Origin of the sequence: Salinisphaera sp. G21_0 (assembly GCF_017744115.1) — a bacterium.
Taxonomy (GTDB): domain Bacteria; phylum Pseudomonadota; class Gammaproteobacteria; order Pseudomonadales; family Endozoicomonadaceae; genus Endozoicomonas.
The window spans coordinates 68,724-85,667 of the sequence record NZ_JAGHQW010000008.1 but is presented as its reverse complement, the minus strand read 5'-3'; the positions used below and the strand labels follow the sequence as shown (position 1 = coordinate 85,667).

The following is a 16,944-nucleotide window of genomic DNA, read 5'->3' as shown; positions in this document are numbered from 1 at the left end:
GCTTTTGTTCGGCAAATAGCCCCGCTATTCACCTCACAAAACCGAATTTTTATCCTCAATTTTCTGCCATCCTCGCTTCGGGCGCTATTCTCGGTCAGCCTCCTGGCCGGAACTTATTTCCATGGTTATTGTTCTAAGCAACCTGACACCTATCAGGACACATGACAAGTTACCATGCAACCACTTAATGCCGGTGGTTACCCAGCCTTGCTACAAGCCGGTGCTGCTGGAGCCTCAGAAACTTCGGATAATATAGACGACACTGATTCACCCACATATGTCAACCAGATTCCCCGTAGCTCTGGACCCGACGATCCGGGCGTATTCGGCAGCACCGGGTTACAGCCCCCCCATGGTCATAATCGTTCTGTGAGCGTGCAAACCGCAGTCAAGACGGACGGCCTGGCTGCTGGAACCGGCGACAACAGTGATGAAGTCGTACACTGCACCGGCGCTACCAGCAGGGTCCCGCTGAATTGCGCAGTTGAGTGCGGGGATATCAAAATGGTGGCATGGCTGCTGCAAAATGGCACCGAGGTTGATGGCCGCAACGAAGGCTTGCGGAAGCAGCGTAAAGCCCGCAGATTCCCCGGCAGAGAGGGTTTTACCCCATTAACCCGGGCCGCCATGCATGGGTCAGTTGACATTGCGAGGTTACTGCTGAAGTCCGGGGCAGATGTTAACCACAGGGATGCCAAAGGCATGACGCCACTGGCCACGGCTGCGGCCCGGGGTAACATTGAACTTATGCAGCTGTTGCTTGATCACCGGGCGGATATTAACGGCAATACCGTTGGTTGGCGGACTCCCCTGACCCAGGCTGCCAGAATGGGGCAGGTCAAGGCGATAAGCCTGTTGCTGGCCCATGGCGCGGATATTGACAGCTTTGCCCGCAGAGGCGTAACGCCTCTGACTCAGGCTACCAAAAATGGCCATATCGAGAGCGTACGACTGTTGCTGACTATGGGAGCCGACGCTGATGGTAATGATTCTGGATGGTCGTCGCCACTGTGCAGGGCAGCAAGCAAGGGAGATATTGAGATTGCCCGACTACTGGTGAGTCATGGAGCCAACGTTAACAGCTTTTACGGCGGCTATTTCAGGTCGAATGCCCTGATCGAAGCTGTCCATTATAGTCATGTTGAGCTGGTGCAGCTGTTGCTGAAACATGGCGCACAGTGGCAAGGTCCGGCTGACCAGAGAGGTCTGCTTAGAATAGCTGTTGAGAATGGTGATATCGAAACCGTAAAATTGCTGTTGAAGTATAATGCGGATAATGTAAACGGCAGTGGGCTCAGAGTCTATTCACCACTGAGAGGGGCAATCAATCGGGGGAATATTGAGTTAGCGAAACTTCTATTGCAATCCGGTGCTGATCCTGATTACAAAGCCCAAAGTAGTGGCTTTCCCCTCAGCCCGCTGGCCCTGGCGGCTCATTTCGGACGAATTGAATTTGTTAAACTGCTGTTGCAATACGGTGCCGATATTCACAGCCATACCTGCGGGGAACATACACCCTTAACAATAGCGGCGTTGGCAGGGCATGACCAGGTCGTGCAATTATTGTTGCAGCATCAGGCGGACGTTCATAGTCGTGCCAAGGGTAATGCTGCCCCTTTGACGCAGGCGGCGGCCAAAGGACATTACAAGGTGGTGCAGTTATTGTTGCAACATAAGGCGGATGCCCATAGTCACACCTCTGGTGCTTGCACTCCTTTGACTCAGGCGGCGGATGCAGGGCATGACAAGGTGGTGCAGCTATTGTTGCAGCATAAGGCGGATGCTAATAGTCATTCCTCTGCCCAGGGTACTCCTTTAACCCGGGCGGCTTATGCAGGACATGACAAGGTGGTGCAGTTATTGTTGCAGCATAAGGCGGATGTTCATGGCCATTCCTCTGGTTATTTTACGCCTTTGACGAGGGCGGCTCTTGCAGGAAATTACCGGGTGGTGCTGTTGTTGTTGCGGCATAAGGCGGATGTCCATAGTCATAACGTTGGAGATGGTACTCCCCTGTTCTGGGCCAACCAAAGAGGGTTCTGGGAAATTGCTTTTGAACTGCTCTACTATGGTGCCTGTCCGGAAAGAAGTCAGGCACCGGATGTTATCCAAACAGTCACTCAGAAATTTGGCTACAACCCCCAGGAAACCCCCCTCAGTCTGGAAAGTTTGTGCAAGAGGCGTCTGGATGCTGTGTTTGATAAACGAACAATATCTTCTTTGGATTTACCTTATTTTTTGAAAAAAGAACTGATGAAGGAAAAATTTTTCCCATAAACCGGAGCAATACGACCTGCCATTATTCAGGCCCAATGCCTTACTGGCTAAACAGCAGTCTCATGGTTTGGACGAATCCGCAGAGGTACCAGCATTTTCTGCATTTTTATCCCGCCTTTGTCATTGTATCCCCTGAAGCGCTTCCGACTGACCACTGCAAATCCTCTTTGCGCAAGTACTCTTTTTGCCCGACGTGATTTCAGGGTTTCCTGGGTTAATGTGCCGAGGCTCATAAGTATCCCCTTCAATTGCAGTCGTTGCACCTCTTGAGCGATGGCATCTTGTGTTTCCATACTTAATAAACTGAAGCCCTATTGATTCAGGGTTTTTGCTTTTAATGGCATTGGCAGAAGATTCAATACCCGCTTGAAGGTCTCTTCAGAAATATTATGGGAAAACGCAAAATTGCTGAGCCTGGCTTCATTATGCGCTAACAGATGACCACTGAACTCATCCTCAAAATAAACCTCAGCAGAACCGCTTTGCTGGGAATAAACCATCCAGGGCAATGACTCAATGCCAAAAACCTCTTCTAATTGGTGCTTATCCTGAAGATGCTCGGTAATACTTTTGTCAATGTCCTCTTTTACAGATAAAAAGCATCTGATTTGTGATTTTATATAACCGGTGGTTAACCATTCTGAATGGCGTGTTAACTTTTCACAATTTTTTCCCTGAATTCAGGCGGTTTGAATGTGCCATTCTTTTTCAGATGTCCTGATGTCGTTTTCTGATATTTCTGATCGATGGAGTTAGCTTGCTCCTCCAATTTACTTTTCAGTGATCTGTGGTCAGGCAGGCATTTAACACGCAATTCATCCGGCTGGAGAGCATTATCATCCAGGGCGCATGTTTCGGTCATTTTTTTTAAACGCAGCAAGCGTATCGGGATTTATAATGCCTACGGTGACATGGTCCGGTCCTAATATCGAGGGCACGTCTTCCAAAATCAGGATGACCGGCCTTGGCGCTTTTGGTAACTTATCGTTATGGTCCAGATAAGCGAACTCTTTATTGAATCTTGTATGAAATGAATACTCAGGATACATCATTATCTGCCGGGCTCCAAACGTACCAGCCCTCACAGCTTCCAGCAATTCCTGCCTTATCTGCTCTCTGCTACCCGGGGAATGGCGAGTTTCAGTGTTTGAATGTTTGCCTTGTTGCACCAGGCAACTCTCAGGGTTCTTAAACGATACTGTTGAGAATGAATGTACTGTATTGGGTAATAAATTCATGGTAATAATACATAGAGTAATCAGAATGCCAGAGTGATGACGAAGGTGAGTTTATAACCGGCAATAACTGGCCTTTATATCAAAAAAAGTTCCTCTATTTCTGTAAAAATGCAGCCTTTGTAAAATCGCTGTTGCTTTCCTGTCCTTACACCATGGAAAACATTCGCTTGTTAAAATCCAGAGACTCTATTCCCTCTCTAATATCCTGACGCCAACTTTTCATTAATTGTTCACACAGCTTTTTATTACCTAACCAATATTCTCTAAAATTCATCACACACCTGATTTCATCTTCTCCTGTGCGATCAGTATTTGTTTGATTAAATGGTGGTGACAAATCACTTATGTGCTTAAAAATAATTTTCACTGAATTAATAATTTGTTGATGCAGCATTTCAGCATAACCAAGGCGTTGCTCTCTCAGGCAGACGTCTTCTTCCGGAATATGGCGAGGATCACTACGAGGGTAGCCGGGTGAGGATAACCTGGGTAATCCTGCAGTGGGTTGCGGGCCATAACGATACCAACTTTCAGGCAGGCAACGGGCTTCATCTGCAAATGCCTGAGCCAGATCATACAATTTGCTTATTTTAGTAAATGATTGCTCTGGTGTAATACCTTTAAATGTCATTTCGTTTAAAAGTGAATTCAAATATTGTGACAACTCTTCTGCCCTGGGAGAGTTTTCCAAGTGAGGTCCTGCAGTATAATCAAACATTCCCTGACTTACCGGAATCGCTAATGGAATGGAGACCTGCCATTCACTTATGCGCTTTGCAATACGCTCTCCGAGATGGACATCCAAATGTTGAACAAAGTTATCTCTGGCTAATTCTACATTTCTGGCAACAGTGTCAGTAAAGGCTCTTATGGCAGAATATACGACACAGGTGTCTTCCCGGTACCCTTCATACTTAAACCAGAACGCATCACTATAGGATAGCCTTACACCTGAATCTGCCAGAACAATACTCATGACTGAAAAACAACCATTTTTCATATATAAAATATGTAGGTATTTCGACAGTGCTTCGTACCGAAAGGTTCAAAATTCTGAGAATATCCTGACAGAGATCATGGATGTTGACTCAATGACTTCACTTTTCAGGTATCAATACAAAAAAAGTAGAATGGATCTCTTATCCTATAATGTCGGATAAACAAAATATGGGAGTCAAATAAATGGCCGAGTCATTCTTCGAACAACAAAATGTGCTTGGACTTATACTGGAAACCTGCTGCAAGGACCCTGTCACCGGCTTTTTTCGTGACGGTTTCTGCCATACCCACCCCGATGACAAAGGGGGGCATACGGTGTGTGCTCACATGACTGATGAATTTCTGCAATACTCGCTGTCCAGGGGCAATGACCTGATCACCCCCCGGGAGGAATGGAACTTTCCCGGACTCAGGGCCGGTGATCGATGGTGCCTGTGTGCAGCACGATGGCAAGAAGCATTGGAAAACAATGTAGCACCTCCTGTTTATATCCGGGCGACCCATATCAATACGCTGAAGGTGATTGAACTGACTGTTTTGAAGCAATTTGCCATTGATATCAGCTAAGTCGTGGCATCGTATATTTCTGGCTATGTGGGCAGTTACTGTGCAAGGCAAAACGCTATCATGCGGGTACACAGCCATCGCAGGGTTTGCCAAGTGTCATCTTGTACATTGAAGAACCCGCAGCCAGTCTGTTCAAGCCCTGGCTGCGATTAATGAAAGAGAAGCCGACTCCATAACAATCTAAACCACGCTGGCGATCTCGCCTGGTTTCCTCAGCATTTTATCTATGTCGCCTATATGAGTTTCCTCATCTGCTATCAAACGGCGGGCATACTCTTCAACCACCACCAGTTTATCTTTCTCAGCAAGTTCCAATAGATCGTAATAGTACTTTACCCCCTGCTTCTCAAAATCCAGAGATTCCATAAGGATGTCGTGAATATCATGTTTCGAGGTTTCCAAAAGCCCACCGATGCCAAGGGATGGGTGCTCACCGAGATAAGTGATCATTTCTCCCGCTTCATAGGCATGATTCAGCGTTTCTGTTGCTGCTGAACGAAACCATCCAACAATGGGAATCCTGCTATAGCCAAACACCATAAAGCTGTAGTGACTGTATCGTACAACCCCTGCCAGCTCATGCTCCAGAATCTGGTTCAACTTGACCACTACGGCCTGATGCTCAGTGGACATAAACACCTCATCTCAAGGTTATATTTGAGCCTGAAAGTATAGTCAGAATTATCAGTGAACCAGTCAGGATGATATTTCACCAAGTCAAGAACCTAATAATCATTTTGAGGTCAAAAGGCGGTGTTTAAAGTCCAGCTGTTCAGGGTTACATTCTGAAAGCAAACACATCGACCTCCTCTCACTCAAAGCCTGCTGGCAGGATTGACCAGGCAGCCGGTTCACGTCGGCCGCCCAACCGCTCCAGAAGTACCTTTAACGGCAAAAAAGTCTCAAACCAGCAGTCTCAAAGCAAAGCCTCCATCCCGGATAGAGGCAAACAGATTGAAGACAGCTTTTGGCAAAATAAACAGTTACAAAGCCGTAAAATCACCACGGCTGACGTGCTTAAAGCCTATAGAAATGATAGCTCGACGATAAGAAGCGGCTTCTTCCTGCAGAAGCTCTGCTTACAGAACATTTTACACGACGATAGCAAAGTTACCCCGGATCAGGTCATTCAAGAGTTTCGCCAGAAGCCAGATCAGCACAATAAGTACCAATTAGCGATAGCCCGCTTCAGAGCGGAATGTTGCCTGAGATATTTGCCATTGCATGGCCAGCAGGTCACACCGGAGCAAGTGGTCAGGGATTATCAGGCAGTCAGGGCAAGACTGGAGCTGGCGCGCTTTAAGGAAGAATGTTGCCTGAGAGGGCTTGCATTGAATGACCGGCAAGTCACACCGGATGTAGTAATCAAGGATTTTCAGGCAGTCGGAGCAACACTTGAGCTGGCGCACTTCAAAGCAGAGTGTTGCCTGAGAAACCTGGCGTTAAATGGCCAGCAGGTCACACCGGATGAGGTGGTGAAGGATTTCCCGGATAGTCCGAAGGGCAAACTCGGGCTAATGCGTTTTAAGGAAGAGTGTTGCCTGAAGCGCCTGCCGTTGAATGGCCAGCAGGTCACACCGGATACGGTGATTAAGGGGTATCAGACAGTCAGTACACCACTGGAGCTGGCGCGTTTCAAAGAAGAATGCTGTCTGAGGGGATTGATGCTGAATGACCAGCAGGTCAAACCGGATGCAGTGGTGAAAGATTATCAGACAGCCAAAGCGACACTGGATCTGGCGCGCTTCAAAGCGGAATGTTGCCTTAGGGGCCTGACCTTGCATGGTCAGCAGGTCTCACCGGATTCAGTGGTTAAGGATTTTCAGGCCATCAGGGCAACACTGGAGCTGGCTCGCTTTAAACAACAATGTTGCCTGAGGGGCCTGCTGTTAAACGGCCAGAAGGTCAACCCGGATTCGGTGGTAAAGGATTTCCCGGACAGTCCGGAAGGCAAACTGGGAATAACGCGCTTCAAAGCGGAATGTTGCCTGAGAGGCCTGACGTTGAATGGCCAGCAGATCTCACTGGAGGCGGTGGTTAAGGGCTTTCAGGAAAGTCAGGATAACAAACTGGGGGTCGCACGTTTCAAAGCGGAATGCTGCCTGAGGGGGCTGACGTTGAATGGCCGACAGGTCACAGCGGATATGGTGGTCAAGTGTTTTCCGGGCAGTCTGGAAGGCAAACTGGGGATCGCACGTTTCAAAGCAGAATGTTGCCTGAGGGGCCTGACATTGAATGGCCAGCCGGTCACAGCGGATATGGTGGTCAAGTGTTTCCCGGGCAGTCCGGAAGGCAAACTGGGGATAGCGCGCTTTAAGGAACAATGTTGCCTGAGGGGCCTGGCATTAAATGGTCAGAACGTAACACCGGATACGGTGGTCAAGCATTTCCTCGATAGTCCGGATCGCAAAATGGGGATAGCCCGCTTCAAAGCGGAATGTTGTCTGAGAGGCTTGCCATTAAATGGTCAGCCGGTCACACCGGAGGCGGTGGTTAACGATTATCAGGCAGCCAGGGCAACACTGGCGCTGGGGCGATTCAAAGCGGAATGCTGCCTGAGGGGCCTGCCGTTGAATGGTCAGCAGGTCACACCGGAGGCGGTGGTTAACGATTATCAGGCAGCCAAAGCCACACTGGAGTTGGCGCGCTTTAAAGAACAATGTTGTCTCAGGGGTATGTTGCTGAATGGCCAGCCGGTCAAACCGGAGGCCGTGGTTAAGGATTATGAGCGTGGAGGCTGGTTGCTCGAAAGAGCTATTTTTTATACTCAGCTGACATTGAGCGCCAGGGAATTGAATGGCCACTATCTGGATAACAGAGAGGTATTAGCAGCGTTTAATGAAGCTCCCGGAGATTATTCTGCAAAGCAAGCCAGGTATCTGATTCAAAGGTTGACACCACCTCAGCAGTTCGATGAAACCAGCGACACCCGCAGTATACTTCAAGAGGCCTGGCACATCTTAAACAATGTCATGGTGAAAGATGATGAGCAACATCGACTCCAATGTATAGTGCAGTTCATGGCTATGCAGCATGGGCTACCCATTGATCATCAGAGAGTATCAGCAGAACAGGTATTGCTGTCCATCAGGACGCTGAGACGCTCATTTCAGAATTCACGCCTGCATTTCTTCTTCCTGACATACTGTTATATCACGGGACAGTCTATTGATGGACGGAAGATCACTAAGCATCAGGCTCTGGAGTGTCTTCAAAGCTTTCCAGCCGCAAGCAAGCTGTGCCACGCATTAGGCTGCTGGTTCGCACAATACTGCTGTGACGCCAGTACAATGGATGAGTTACTGTTCGATAGCAACAGGCACTCAGCTAACCGTGCCATTGTGGGTCAAACCCTGAAACAGCGGTTAACAACCGGTGACACCGGTTTTTTGCAAAAGCAGGTTTCGCGGTTTACTGCGCTTACCCTGAAAACACTGGAGATTATTCAGGAAATCAATGATTCTTATACCAATCCACCCATGCTGATTACCGGTTCTTACGCACGCTTTTTACAGAACCTCTGCTCATCATTTAATGACATTGACATTATCTGCACGCAAGAAGCCTCTGCCAGAACACTCTTTGACAGGCTGCAGGCACTGAACACCGACAGTGATTCTGAAATCCCCAAAAACATCATTATCCGGCCAATCCGGGGGTGTCAGGCGATTAAACTGCCACACGCCTACAATATTCAATTTAATGACGGTGATTTGGGGATGAAAGCAATGGTACTTCAGATCAGCATTGTCGCCAGAGTAGCCCATGAACAGGCCGTACAATTGCCCGTGCACGTTCCCGGCGTTGAAAGGCCGGTATGGTGCCTGTCGTTTGCTGAAGAAACCCGATTACTGAACGATACGCTGGAATACCTCGCTAACAATCTTGACTTGCTGATAGAACAATTGCAAAAAGGAACAGAATACCTGCCACGAACCATTCTGTTTAATCTTCCTCAAACCCCTGATGAGCGTATTTATGGTTTGTTTATGCGCTGCCTGCTTAGCCTGAATAAAGCCCGGCAGTTTATCGCTCTGCAAGAAGCCCAACCCAAACAACCTGACGGCCAGACCAATCACCTTCAAGAACAACAACATCGCCTGCCTGTGCTGACTGAAACGCTGCAAATAAAATTGACCAGCCATGCTTGCCGTAAGGATTTTGAACATAGAATAAACGACTGGCTAGCGACAACACATCATGTTAATGATTATGAGTTCAAGAGGAAGGACTTCATCAAAACACTACTGGCAATAATGAACATTGAAAAAACTCATAAACTTGAAACAGTTAATCAGATTGAAAGCAATTAACCACAAAACCAATCCTGATTAAATTATCAGTTTTTTATTTAATTTTTTTAAATTATTAAATATCATCTATTAACTAATTTCAGCAATTACAGATGTTCATCCCAGAAAATGATTGATGAGTAAGGATCTATTCGAGTTATGAATAACATTCGAAACGGTAATTATACCTATGACCTCAGTTCTGCAACAAACCAGCAGGATACCGAAGCAGCTGCTGGCCCCTCAAGAGCAATACTGGGACACCATAGCGTTGATTATAATAATACCCCTCAGACCCATTTACCCAATGCACCTTCACCCGAAGCTGAGACAATTTTTAAATTTGTTGATGTAAATACTGGTGACACCCACATAGCAAAAGGTTTTTCAGAGCTTTTAAATTACGACCAACTTCTTTTAAATCTAAGAAACTCTGGTGGTGATGATTATGTCAACTACGGGCAGCCCGTAGAGGAAATCGCCGACGATATTCGTTCAAATGATAATCTAAAGTCGTTACTATTAGTAGTGAACAATATTGAGGAAGTTCCTGTTGCCCGGGAAACTTCTCGTATTGCAGACAGGGATATATCCATTAGTGGATTTGATGTAGAAGATAACAGTGGATCTGATACTGACCCTGAGAGACCATTTAACGAAGTGATGAGTAATCTGGCAAACAGGGCGCAGACATTTAATAATACTAACTGGAGAAATGTAAGACGTTCGTCCGTTTTTTCCTCTGGTGTCTCTGATCAGGATATTTTCAACAGCGGTTTTTATTCACTCAAAGATGGGGAACTGGTGCGATGTTTTTCATGTGGTGGTTGTCTGGAAAACTGGAAGAGAGATGAAACGCCAGATGATTTACATGCCCAGAAGTTTCCAAAGTGCCAGTTTATCAGAAAGAAGTTGGGTGTTGATTTGGTTAATACCATTCAAAAGGCCCTTACCACTGAACAAAAAAATGACGTAGCCAGGACTATTCCCGGATCGCGACATTTATACAGTCAACCTATCGGTGGGCAGAGTAATCGCCAAGTGGCGAGCTCCAGCGATGACTTAACACGTTTTCTTGCCTCTTCATCCTCCAGAACAGCCAGATCCAGAGCCCGATCCAGGGCAGAAAGATCCAGAGCAGAAAGATCCAGGTCCAGACTTGATTCCAGATCAAGTTCCAGCTCTATATCCGGATACAGGTCTGGCTCTAGTTCTGGTACTTCATCACCAGTATCCTGGCTTGATCAAGAGCATCCTGCAAATTACAGAACAGATAATCAACCTGCAGATATTAATCTGTCGGTTAACCAAGCCAAAGCAAGGCTTGTAAATATTTTCAATCCAGTTCAAATGCAGAAACTTCACATTCTTGAAGATAAGGTCAACAGTGCAAACCGTTCAGAGCGTTTAAACCTGGGTAATGTATACAAAGAAATACTCAATAATCTGCTGAAAAAACCAGAGCTCATTGGAGAAATTATCGAAATAATTGAAAGTATGTCATCCGAAGATTGCGAGGACCATACCGCAGAAGTTTGTGACCTGATAAAAATAAGATTCAAGGCGGCATCACTGACGGAGGGTATATGTGATCAAGATAACAGCATTAACTGGTTTTCATTGCTTGGTAAAGTCAAACTACTTATTCATGAGGAACAACTGATCAGCGTCCTGGGCAGGCACAACCTCCTTGGAGGTGATGAATCCACTGAAATCAGAGCATATGTAAAAAACCGGTTTGCAAGAGAAATTTGTGATTTTTCTGAAAATCATATTCAACAATATTTCTCAGAAGAGGGTCGTAGTGCTGTCGATGCTATCGAGGGTTGTTATGAAAGATTGCAATATGAATTTATTCAGGCAATAAACAATAAAAGCCTGTTAAAAAATTATTTGATAAACTTATGCAAGGATGAAATATTTTTTGCATTTACCAAAGCCCATGATGAAGAATTTTCACAATGGCTGGCTAAGGAAGATAGCAACTTTGAAGGGTTAGCAGATCATTACGACCAAAACAATGCAGGGAGTTCCAGTTCAAATGAATATGCCTATGTCACCTCATTAAATAGGCTCAGGGAAACCAAGAATCTTGTTGATTCATTGGCACTAAATCAATTTTTTGATTCAAAGATTGATAAACAATGGGATGCACTGGTTTATGCGACCAAACCATCAACTTACTAGTATCTGATTTTTTTGTAACCAACTGAATGCTTGATTCAATTCATCCAGGAGGCTGACCGGGAATAATGCCCGTCCAGGAGCAGTTGCCGCGAAGGGCTGCCTATTCTCGAACAACCTCCTGGTGATGCAGGAATTCACCAATCTCAACGTCCCGGGCTTTATTAGCCGCTTATTTTCCGTTTCACTCTAAAGCCTGCTCCCAAAGACACCCATCTCGATTATTCTACCTGCATAAAGTCATCATCCCTGACAGTGCGCCCAGGGAGAAAGTTTAAAAAACCAGTGACCGTAAGCATTCAATGCTCCATCCCTTGAGATACACAGGGTCCAAAAGCAGTTACCGGGTTTGTTTGATAAACATAATACTGACAGATTATTTATCATAGGAACCTTTCTAACAAGAGGAGGTCTTAATACATAATTCAATTATTATATAATTCAATGTATTACTATCATCAATTACCCGATTTTGATATTGATAGCCTTTTTGCAAGACCATCAGATCAACCACTTCAGACAGGCACAAATGAACAACAGTCGACGTACCAGGGTGTGTCCGTTAAAACGTCTATTGAACCGTTGCCTCTATATCATGATCAACCAGGTAAACAATACAATAACACTGGCTCCGCTGGCTTTTGGGATGGACATGGCATAGCACCTCTACCACATGTCACGCCTTCAGACTTTTTCAGAACTGATATTACTAAGGATGCTCCAAAGGGAACGCTACCGGAATAATCCAACTTATGCAGAAAGTGAAAGGGAGCGTCAAAGAGTGATTAGAAAAACAAATTATTTAAAGCGTAAAAAGAAGCTTCACAAACAAGCCACGAGTGCAAAAGAAACTGTATGAACACTGACAAGGCAGAGGCTTTATCATGGATAGACTTTATTTTACTGCTCAGGTAAATGCAGCTCCTGATCACTTGTCGTACGTTCAAGATACTGCTTCTTCTGAACCTGGCACATCAGGTCGGGCCTTTTCCCGTGACGTTGGGGAAACAGCCACTAGTCTCTATATTGTGAGTAGAGATGAAACCACTGAAAACCACCTTCAGCAGCCTGCTGTCCCTTTTCATAACCCATTTGATGATCCCCGGTTTGAGAAAAGATCGATAGTCATCATCGATGGCCTTACCAGGCAAGATCAGGTTCTTGATATTACGGTTAGACGAAAACTTCAGCGTAGTGAGCCCACATATATTTATAACGTGGGTTTACCTCAAAGAGCCTCACAATGCTTGTTGTGTGTTGATAATAACCTTCATCAACCAGCCTACACTACTGATTGGGCGTTTGTTAATCATCATGTTAAGCCAGCAACGCCAGTGACAATGATTACGGATAGTGTGCCATTTCAAAGTGGTACCGTTTACGCAGAGAGCAAAAAAGCGCTCAAAAATGCCCGCGAAAAGGCGCGCTATCAGAATGATCCTGCCTATGCCAAGCGCAAAAAAGAGTACAACAGGGTGTTCAGAAGGAATCGCTTACAGAATGATCCTGCTTACGCAGAGAGCACAAGAGTGCGCAACAATGCACGGGAAAGGGCGCGTTATAAGAATGATCCTGTCTTTGCCAAGCGCAAAAACGAGGGCAACAAGGTGCGCAGAAGGACTCGCTTACAGAATGATCCTGCTTACGCAGAGCGCCTGAGAGAGCGTGACAGGGATCGCAAAAGAACTCGCTACCAGAATGATCCCGCTTACGCACAGCGCGAAAGAGAGCGCAAAAGGATGCTTCAGAGAAAGTCCCGCTTACGCAAGAGCCTGAGAGAAAGTACCAAAAGAAGCGCTGTCACAATGAGCTCGATTTCGCAGAGCGCCAGAGAGAGAGCTAAAGAAAACGCTATTGGCATACTACCTCTTAACCCTGGCACCATATACCCGGGACAGTCAAAATTACCATTTTCTAACTTGAACTTTTATGAGAAAGAATGGTCTCAGGGTGGTGTTCAATAATTCAATAATTCAATAGTTCGATGTACAGCCATTCTTCTTTTGCTTCAGCTCGATTAAATGCAGCCTATGGCCGCTTACCTTACCTTCATGATTCTACTTTTTCTGAATCAGTAGCAATAGGCAGGGCCTTCTGCCGTGACGTTTCAGAAGTGTCGAATATTCTATCCATTATGCGTGGTGATGAAACTGCTGAAGACTATCTTAAGCATCCAGCTGTGCCTTTTTATAATCCCTGGTTTGAAAAAAAACCAGTGGTAATCGTTGCCAGCTGTCATGATAAAAATCAATCAGTTGACTTAATACCCGGAAATAAAGTTCAAAATAAGGTTCCCCCCCCTGCATACATTCCCGGTAATGAACGTTTTTCGATCCAGTCTCTTTTAGGTTTAAGGCAATCAACCAATCAAAGCATATCAATTGTTAATAACAGTCATCATCAATCTGAAGAAAGTTCCACTCATGTTGACAATACACAAGTTCGTGCCGGTACTATTTCCGGGTCGGTTGAAAAGGCTGAGATAATTAAACCTCAACCAACTACACATTCAACTCAGGCTACCACTCTTGAAGATATTTTTCTGTTACCAAATAAACAGGCCAAAGCCAAATATGATCTATCCGACGGCAGATCAAAATACGAAACATCTGATAAAGGCAAGAAGACCCGGGCCAAATACCGTTCATCCGACAAGGGTAAAAGAGTCAGGGCAAAAGCCAGGGCCAAATACGAAGCAACCGATAAGGGAAAAGCAGCCAGAGCAAGGGCCAGGGCCAAATACGAAGCATCCGGTAAAGGCAAGAAAGCCAGGGCCAAATACGATGCATCCGGTAAAGGCAAGAAAGCCAGGGCCAAATACGAAGCATCCGGTAAAGGCAGGAAAGCCAGGGCCAAATACGAAGCATCCGAGAAAGGCAGGCAAACCAGGGCACAAAGGCAGAATTATCGTATCGGTACAAATGGTGCAGGTAAGATGAGTTAATTTTTCACTCACCAGCTCTGATAACTCAGGAATAAGAAATGAATAACTGCCTTACTAACAAAAACAGTGATATTCTCAACCTTGGCTCATGGCAAACTACAAAGGTCATTTCAAATCCTTACCTGGAACTTCAGGGGTTATTAGTAAAGACTGTATTGACGGTGATAAAACTATGCAAGATTCCTCGTTTATTGTTATAAGACAATTTATTAAAAGAGTACGAAAGACTGTAAGCAAATTTAATGGCTCCTGCACATGGCACTTTTCACAGGTGGAAAATCCGGTAGCTGGAATCATTGGAAGTCTCCCGGAATCACGAAGAGGTATATGTGAGATGCTAGCGGCCCGGTGGATTGAACGGCATGCCCATAACAGCAGTCTTGCCAGCTGGCTATCAACTTCCGGTTCAATTGAAAAAAATGACATCAACCCTTCAAAAATCAGACAAATTATGCAGCAGTTTATCGTTACTTATACACTGAAATCCGGTTTGATATTAGAGAGTAATTCGGGAGATGTTAATCAAGAATCTTCAATTGACTTATGGCTTGGGCGCCATGGCATCCTACAACTTCGAAACATCAATTATTCGTGGGCTGGTCGGTATAAATTTAACGAGGAACAAACACGGTCTGATATTCGTGAAAACATGTCTAAAGGCGATTATGCCAGAGACATTGCCATAAATGTGCAGCGAGACTTACATAATTGCCATTATGGAAACTATGCCTTGATTAGAATTTTTGGTTTTAGTGGGCATGCGATGGCAGCCTGGATTGCTCAGGATGCCTGTTTTTTTGATCCCAACTTTGGTGAGTTCTATTTTTCAGATAAGAACACCTTTATCAACTGGTTTCCATACTTTTTTCTTGCATCACCCTACAGCCTTCCTATTGTAGGTCTTTCTGAATGGTATGAGAACTGTTTTTATGCCCCATGCCGGTAACCATTGGTTTCCACTATTAGTCAGAGGTTAATAGCATGGACAACTGCATGAAATCAAACACTGCCAACAATACTCAACAAACAGTTTATCTGGGAGATCCCTCCCGTATCAGGGGTGGAAGACCAGCATCGGTGTTCAACAGAATTGGTCAGTTGATCAATCCAATGAACTGGTTCTCTCAACGGGTGGGAAGTAACCGATACAGTGACTATCAAAAAGCCAGCAGTAATTTGGTAAAGAGTTTGAATAATTACCATGAAATCAAGCTGGCAGCTAGCAAAGTCCTTTATCTGACAACCGGCAACCATCGTGAGGATATTGGTCATAAAATACAAGAAGAACTCAACTCCATGAAGCCTGCTATTTACAGGCGACTTGAGGACCATGATCCGACCTGTTCAATATCGACTACTGACATCAAGCCGAAGCAGGAAATTACAATGACAGATCAGGAATTAGAAACAATGCTGGATAATAATACGTCCATACTCAGTAGATTTGAGGAGCTTATAACAATAATTGAAAACAGGAAGTCACTTAGCCCCAGTTCAAGTGATAGTAAGCAGGCTCAAGCCAGTACAGGAAAATTGGCAGATAATATCACTACGGCAATCAACGAACTGGCTTTGACCTGCATGAAAACCAGTGAAACAAATAAACAGAACCTTCATTATCAGCTGGCCGTCAAAGAAACAATAATAATGAATGGCGTATTAATCAGGAACCCTGAGTTGAACACTATTGACAACTATATAAATCAAAGAATTAAAAATTCATGTATACCCGAGGAGTACAGGCAGATAGCCCATTTAAACATATCATGGAATATCCTTCTTCATACTTTGGGTCTTGACACTGAATTATTAGCAGTTAGATTTTCAGAACTGGACAATATCAAATATCTGATTTTTCATTCGATGAACGCCTCTTCCATAAAAGAAGGAAAGGATTGTGGAATCAGCCGATTTTTCACCCGTTTTATGAGTCAGGAGGATGGAGATATTAATAACCCGGCCAGGGCCGAACGAGTAAAAGAAATTATGGCTCTGGAAACAAGCATCGCTTCTGGCAAATTACAACCAATCTTGCTCGATGGTATTAAACTCGCGGAACCTGTGGAAACATCCAGCGTTGATTTTACCAGTTCAGCTATACTGCGAAGTAATGAAATATATAATTTCAGGCGGGCCATACTCTATCCGGCTTACAAATGCCATAAAGCTCAACTTGAAGGAAAGCCTCAGGAAGAGAAAGACTGCCTGCACATACTGACCTTGTCTTGTCTGGCCTATTTCTTCCGTATAATGAGAGCTGAGTGGTCAGAGGGTTTAACCAGCCATGTTAATGCTGCAATCCGGATTATAGAGTTTATTCAGTCTATAAAATCAGATCGTTTATCTTCATTGTCCGGACGGAAAGAGTATCCATTTAAAAACCTGGAACAGTTAAACGAGCATTTTTCAGGGTTTTATCACAAATATTGTACGTAGCAATCAC

General features: G+C 45.0%; 15 protein-coding genes. 9 read left to right on the top strand and 6 right to left on the bottom strand.

Going from position 1 to position 16,944, the window contains the following annotated elements; genetic code table 11:
• Positions 1-174: 174 nt before the first annotated feature.
• Positions 175-2,277, top strand: a complete 2,103-nt coding sequence (locus J7439_RS05975) for an ankyrin repeat domain-containing protein (protein WP_209200914.1) — start codon at positions 175-177, stop codon at positions 2,275-2,277.
• A gap of 47 nt (positions 2,278-2,324) precedes the next feature.
• On the opposite strand, the gene J7439_RS05970 is transcribed toward J7439_RS05975, so the two are convergent.
• From J7439_RS05970 to J7439_RS05950, 5 genes are all read right to left on the bottom strand, one after another.
• Positions 2,325-2,570 carry a hypothetical protein gene (locus J7439_RS05970; RefSeq protein WP_209200913.1) on the bottom strand — a complete coding sequence of 82 codons (246 nt, stop codon included), beginning with the start codon at positions 2,568-2,570 and terminating at the stop codon, positions 2,325-2,327.
• An 18-nt stretch (positions 2,571-2,588) separates the two neighbouring features.
• Positions 2,589-2,777 (bottom strand): hypothetical protein, encoded by a 189-nt coding sequence (locus J7439_RS05965; RefSeq protein WP_209200912.1) that lies wholly within the window; start codon positions 2,775-2,777, stop codon positions 2,589-2,591.
• Positions 2,778-2,929: 152 nt separating this feature from the next.
• Positions 2,930-3,139, bottom strand: coding sequence for a hypothetical protein (locus J7439_RS05960; RefSeq protein WP_209200911.1), 210 nt, complete (start codon positions 3,137-3,139; stop codon positions 2,930-2,932).
• A complete protein-coding gene (locus J7439_RS05955; protein WP_209200910.1) occupies positions 3,114-3,515 on the bottom strand; it encodes a hypothetical protein in 402 nt (133 codons plus the stop codon). The genes J7439_RS05960 and J7439_RS05955 overlap by 26 nt, the downstream gene beginning before the upstream one ends.
• A 145-nt stretch (positions 3,516-3,660) precedes the next feature.
• Positions 3,661-4,491 carry a hypothetical protein gene (locus J7439_RS05950; protein ID WP_209200909.1) on the bottom strand — a complete coding sequence of 277 codons (831 nt, stop codon included), beginning with the start codon at positions 4,489-4,491 and terminating at the stop codon, positions 3,661-3,663.
• A 206-nt stretch (positions 4,492-4,697) separates the two neighbouring features.
• Here J7439_RS05950 and J7439_RS05945 point away from each other — a divergent pair, with 206 nt between their 5' ends.
• Complete coding sequence (locus tag J7439_RS05945) at positions 4,698-5,081, top strand: DUF2237 family protein (protein ID WP_209200908.1); 384 nt, start codon at positions 4,698-4,700, stop codon at positions 5,079-5,081.
• A gap of 180 nt (positions 5,082-5,261) precedes the next feature.
• Here J7439_RS05945 and J7439_RS05940 read toward each other — a convergent pair whose 3' ends face one another.
• Positions 5,262-5,714, bottom strand: coding sequence for a ferritin-like domain-containing protein (locus tag J7439_RS05940; RefSeq protein ID WP_101748767.1), 453 nt, complete (start codon positions 5,712-5,714; stop codon positions 5,262-5,264).
• 380 nt (positions 5,715-6,094) lie between these two features.
• Here J7439_RS05940 and J7439_RS05935 point away from each other — a divergent pair, with 380 nt between their 5' ends.
• The 7 genes from J7439_RS05935 (at position 6,095) to J7439_RS05910 (ending at position 16,937) form a co-directional block, all read left to right on the top strand.
• Complete coding sequence (locus tag J7439_RS05935; protein WP_209200907.1) at positions 6,095-9,394, top strand: hypothetical protein; 3,300 nt, start codon at positions 6,095-6,097, stop codon at positions 9,392-9,394.
• 138 nt (positions 9,395-9,532) lie between these two features.
• Complete coding sequence (locus J7439_RS05930; protein ID WP_209200906.1) at positions 9,533-11,560, top strand: baculoviral IAP repeat-containing protein; 2,028 nt, start codon at positions 9,533-9,535, stop codon at positions 11,558-11,560.
• 526 nt (positions 11,561-12,086) lie between these two features.
• Complete coding sequence (locus J7439_RS26350; protein WP_286198220.1) at positions 12,087-12,218, top strand: hypothetical protein; 132 nt, start codon at positions 12,087-12,089, stop codon at positions 12,216-12,218.
• Between the two features lie 223 nt (positions 12,219-12,441).
• Positions 12,442-13,521, top strand: coding sequence for a hypothetical protein (locus J7439_RS05925; protein WP_209200905.1), 1,080 nt, complete (start codon positions 12,442-12,444; stop codon positions 13,519-13,521).
• A 149-nt stretch (positions 13,522-13,670) separates the two neighbouring features.
• Positions 13,671-14,501 carry a hypothetical protein gene (locus J7439_RS05920; protein WP_209200904.1) on the top strand — a complete coding sequence of 277 codons (831 nt, stop codon included), beginning with the start codon at positions 13,671-13,673 and terminating at the stop codon, positions 14,499-14,501.
• 88 nt (positions 14,502-14,589) lie between these two features.
• Positions 14,590-15,447 carry a YopT-type cysteine protease domain-containing protein gene (locus J7439_RS05915; RefSeq protein WP_209200903.1) on the top strand — a complete coding sequence of 286 codons (858 nt, stop codon included), beginning with the start codon at positions 14,590-14,592 and terminating at the stop codon, positions 15,445-15,447.
• A 47-nt stretch (positions 15,448-15,494) separates the two neighbouring features.
• On the top strand, positions 15,495-16,937 hold the full coding sequence (locus J7439_RS05910; protein ID WP_209200902.1) for a hypothetical protein: 1,443 nt from the start codon (positions 15,495-15,497) through the stop codon (positions 16,935-16,937).
• The last annotated feature ends 7 nt before the right edge of the window (positions 16,938-16,944 follow it).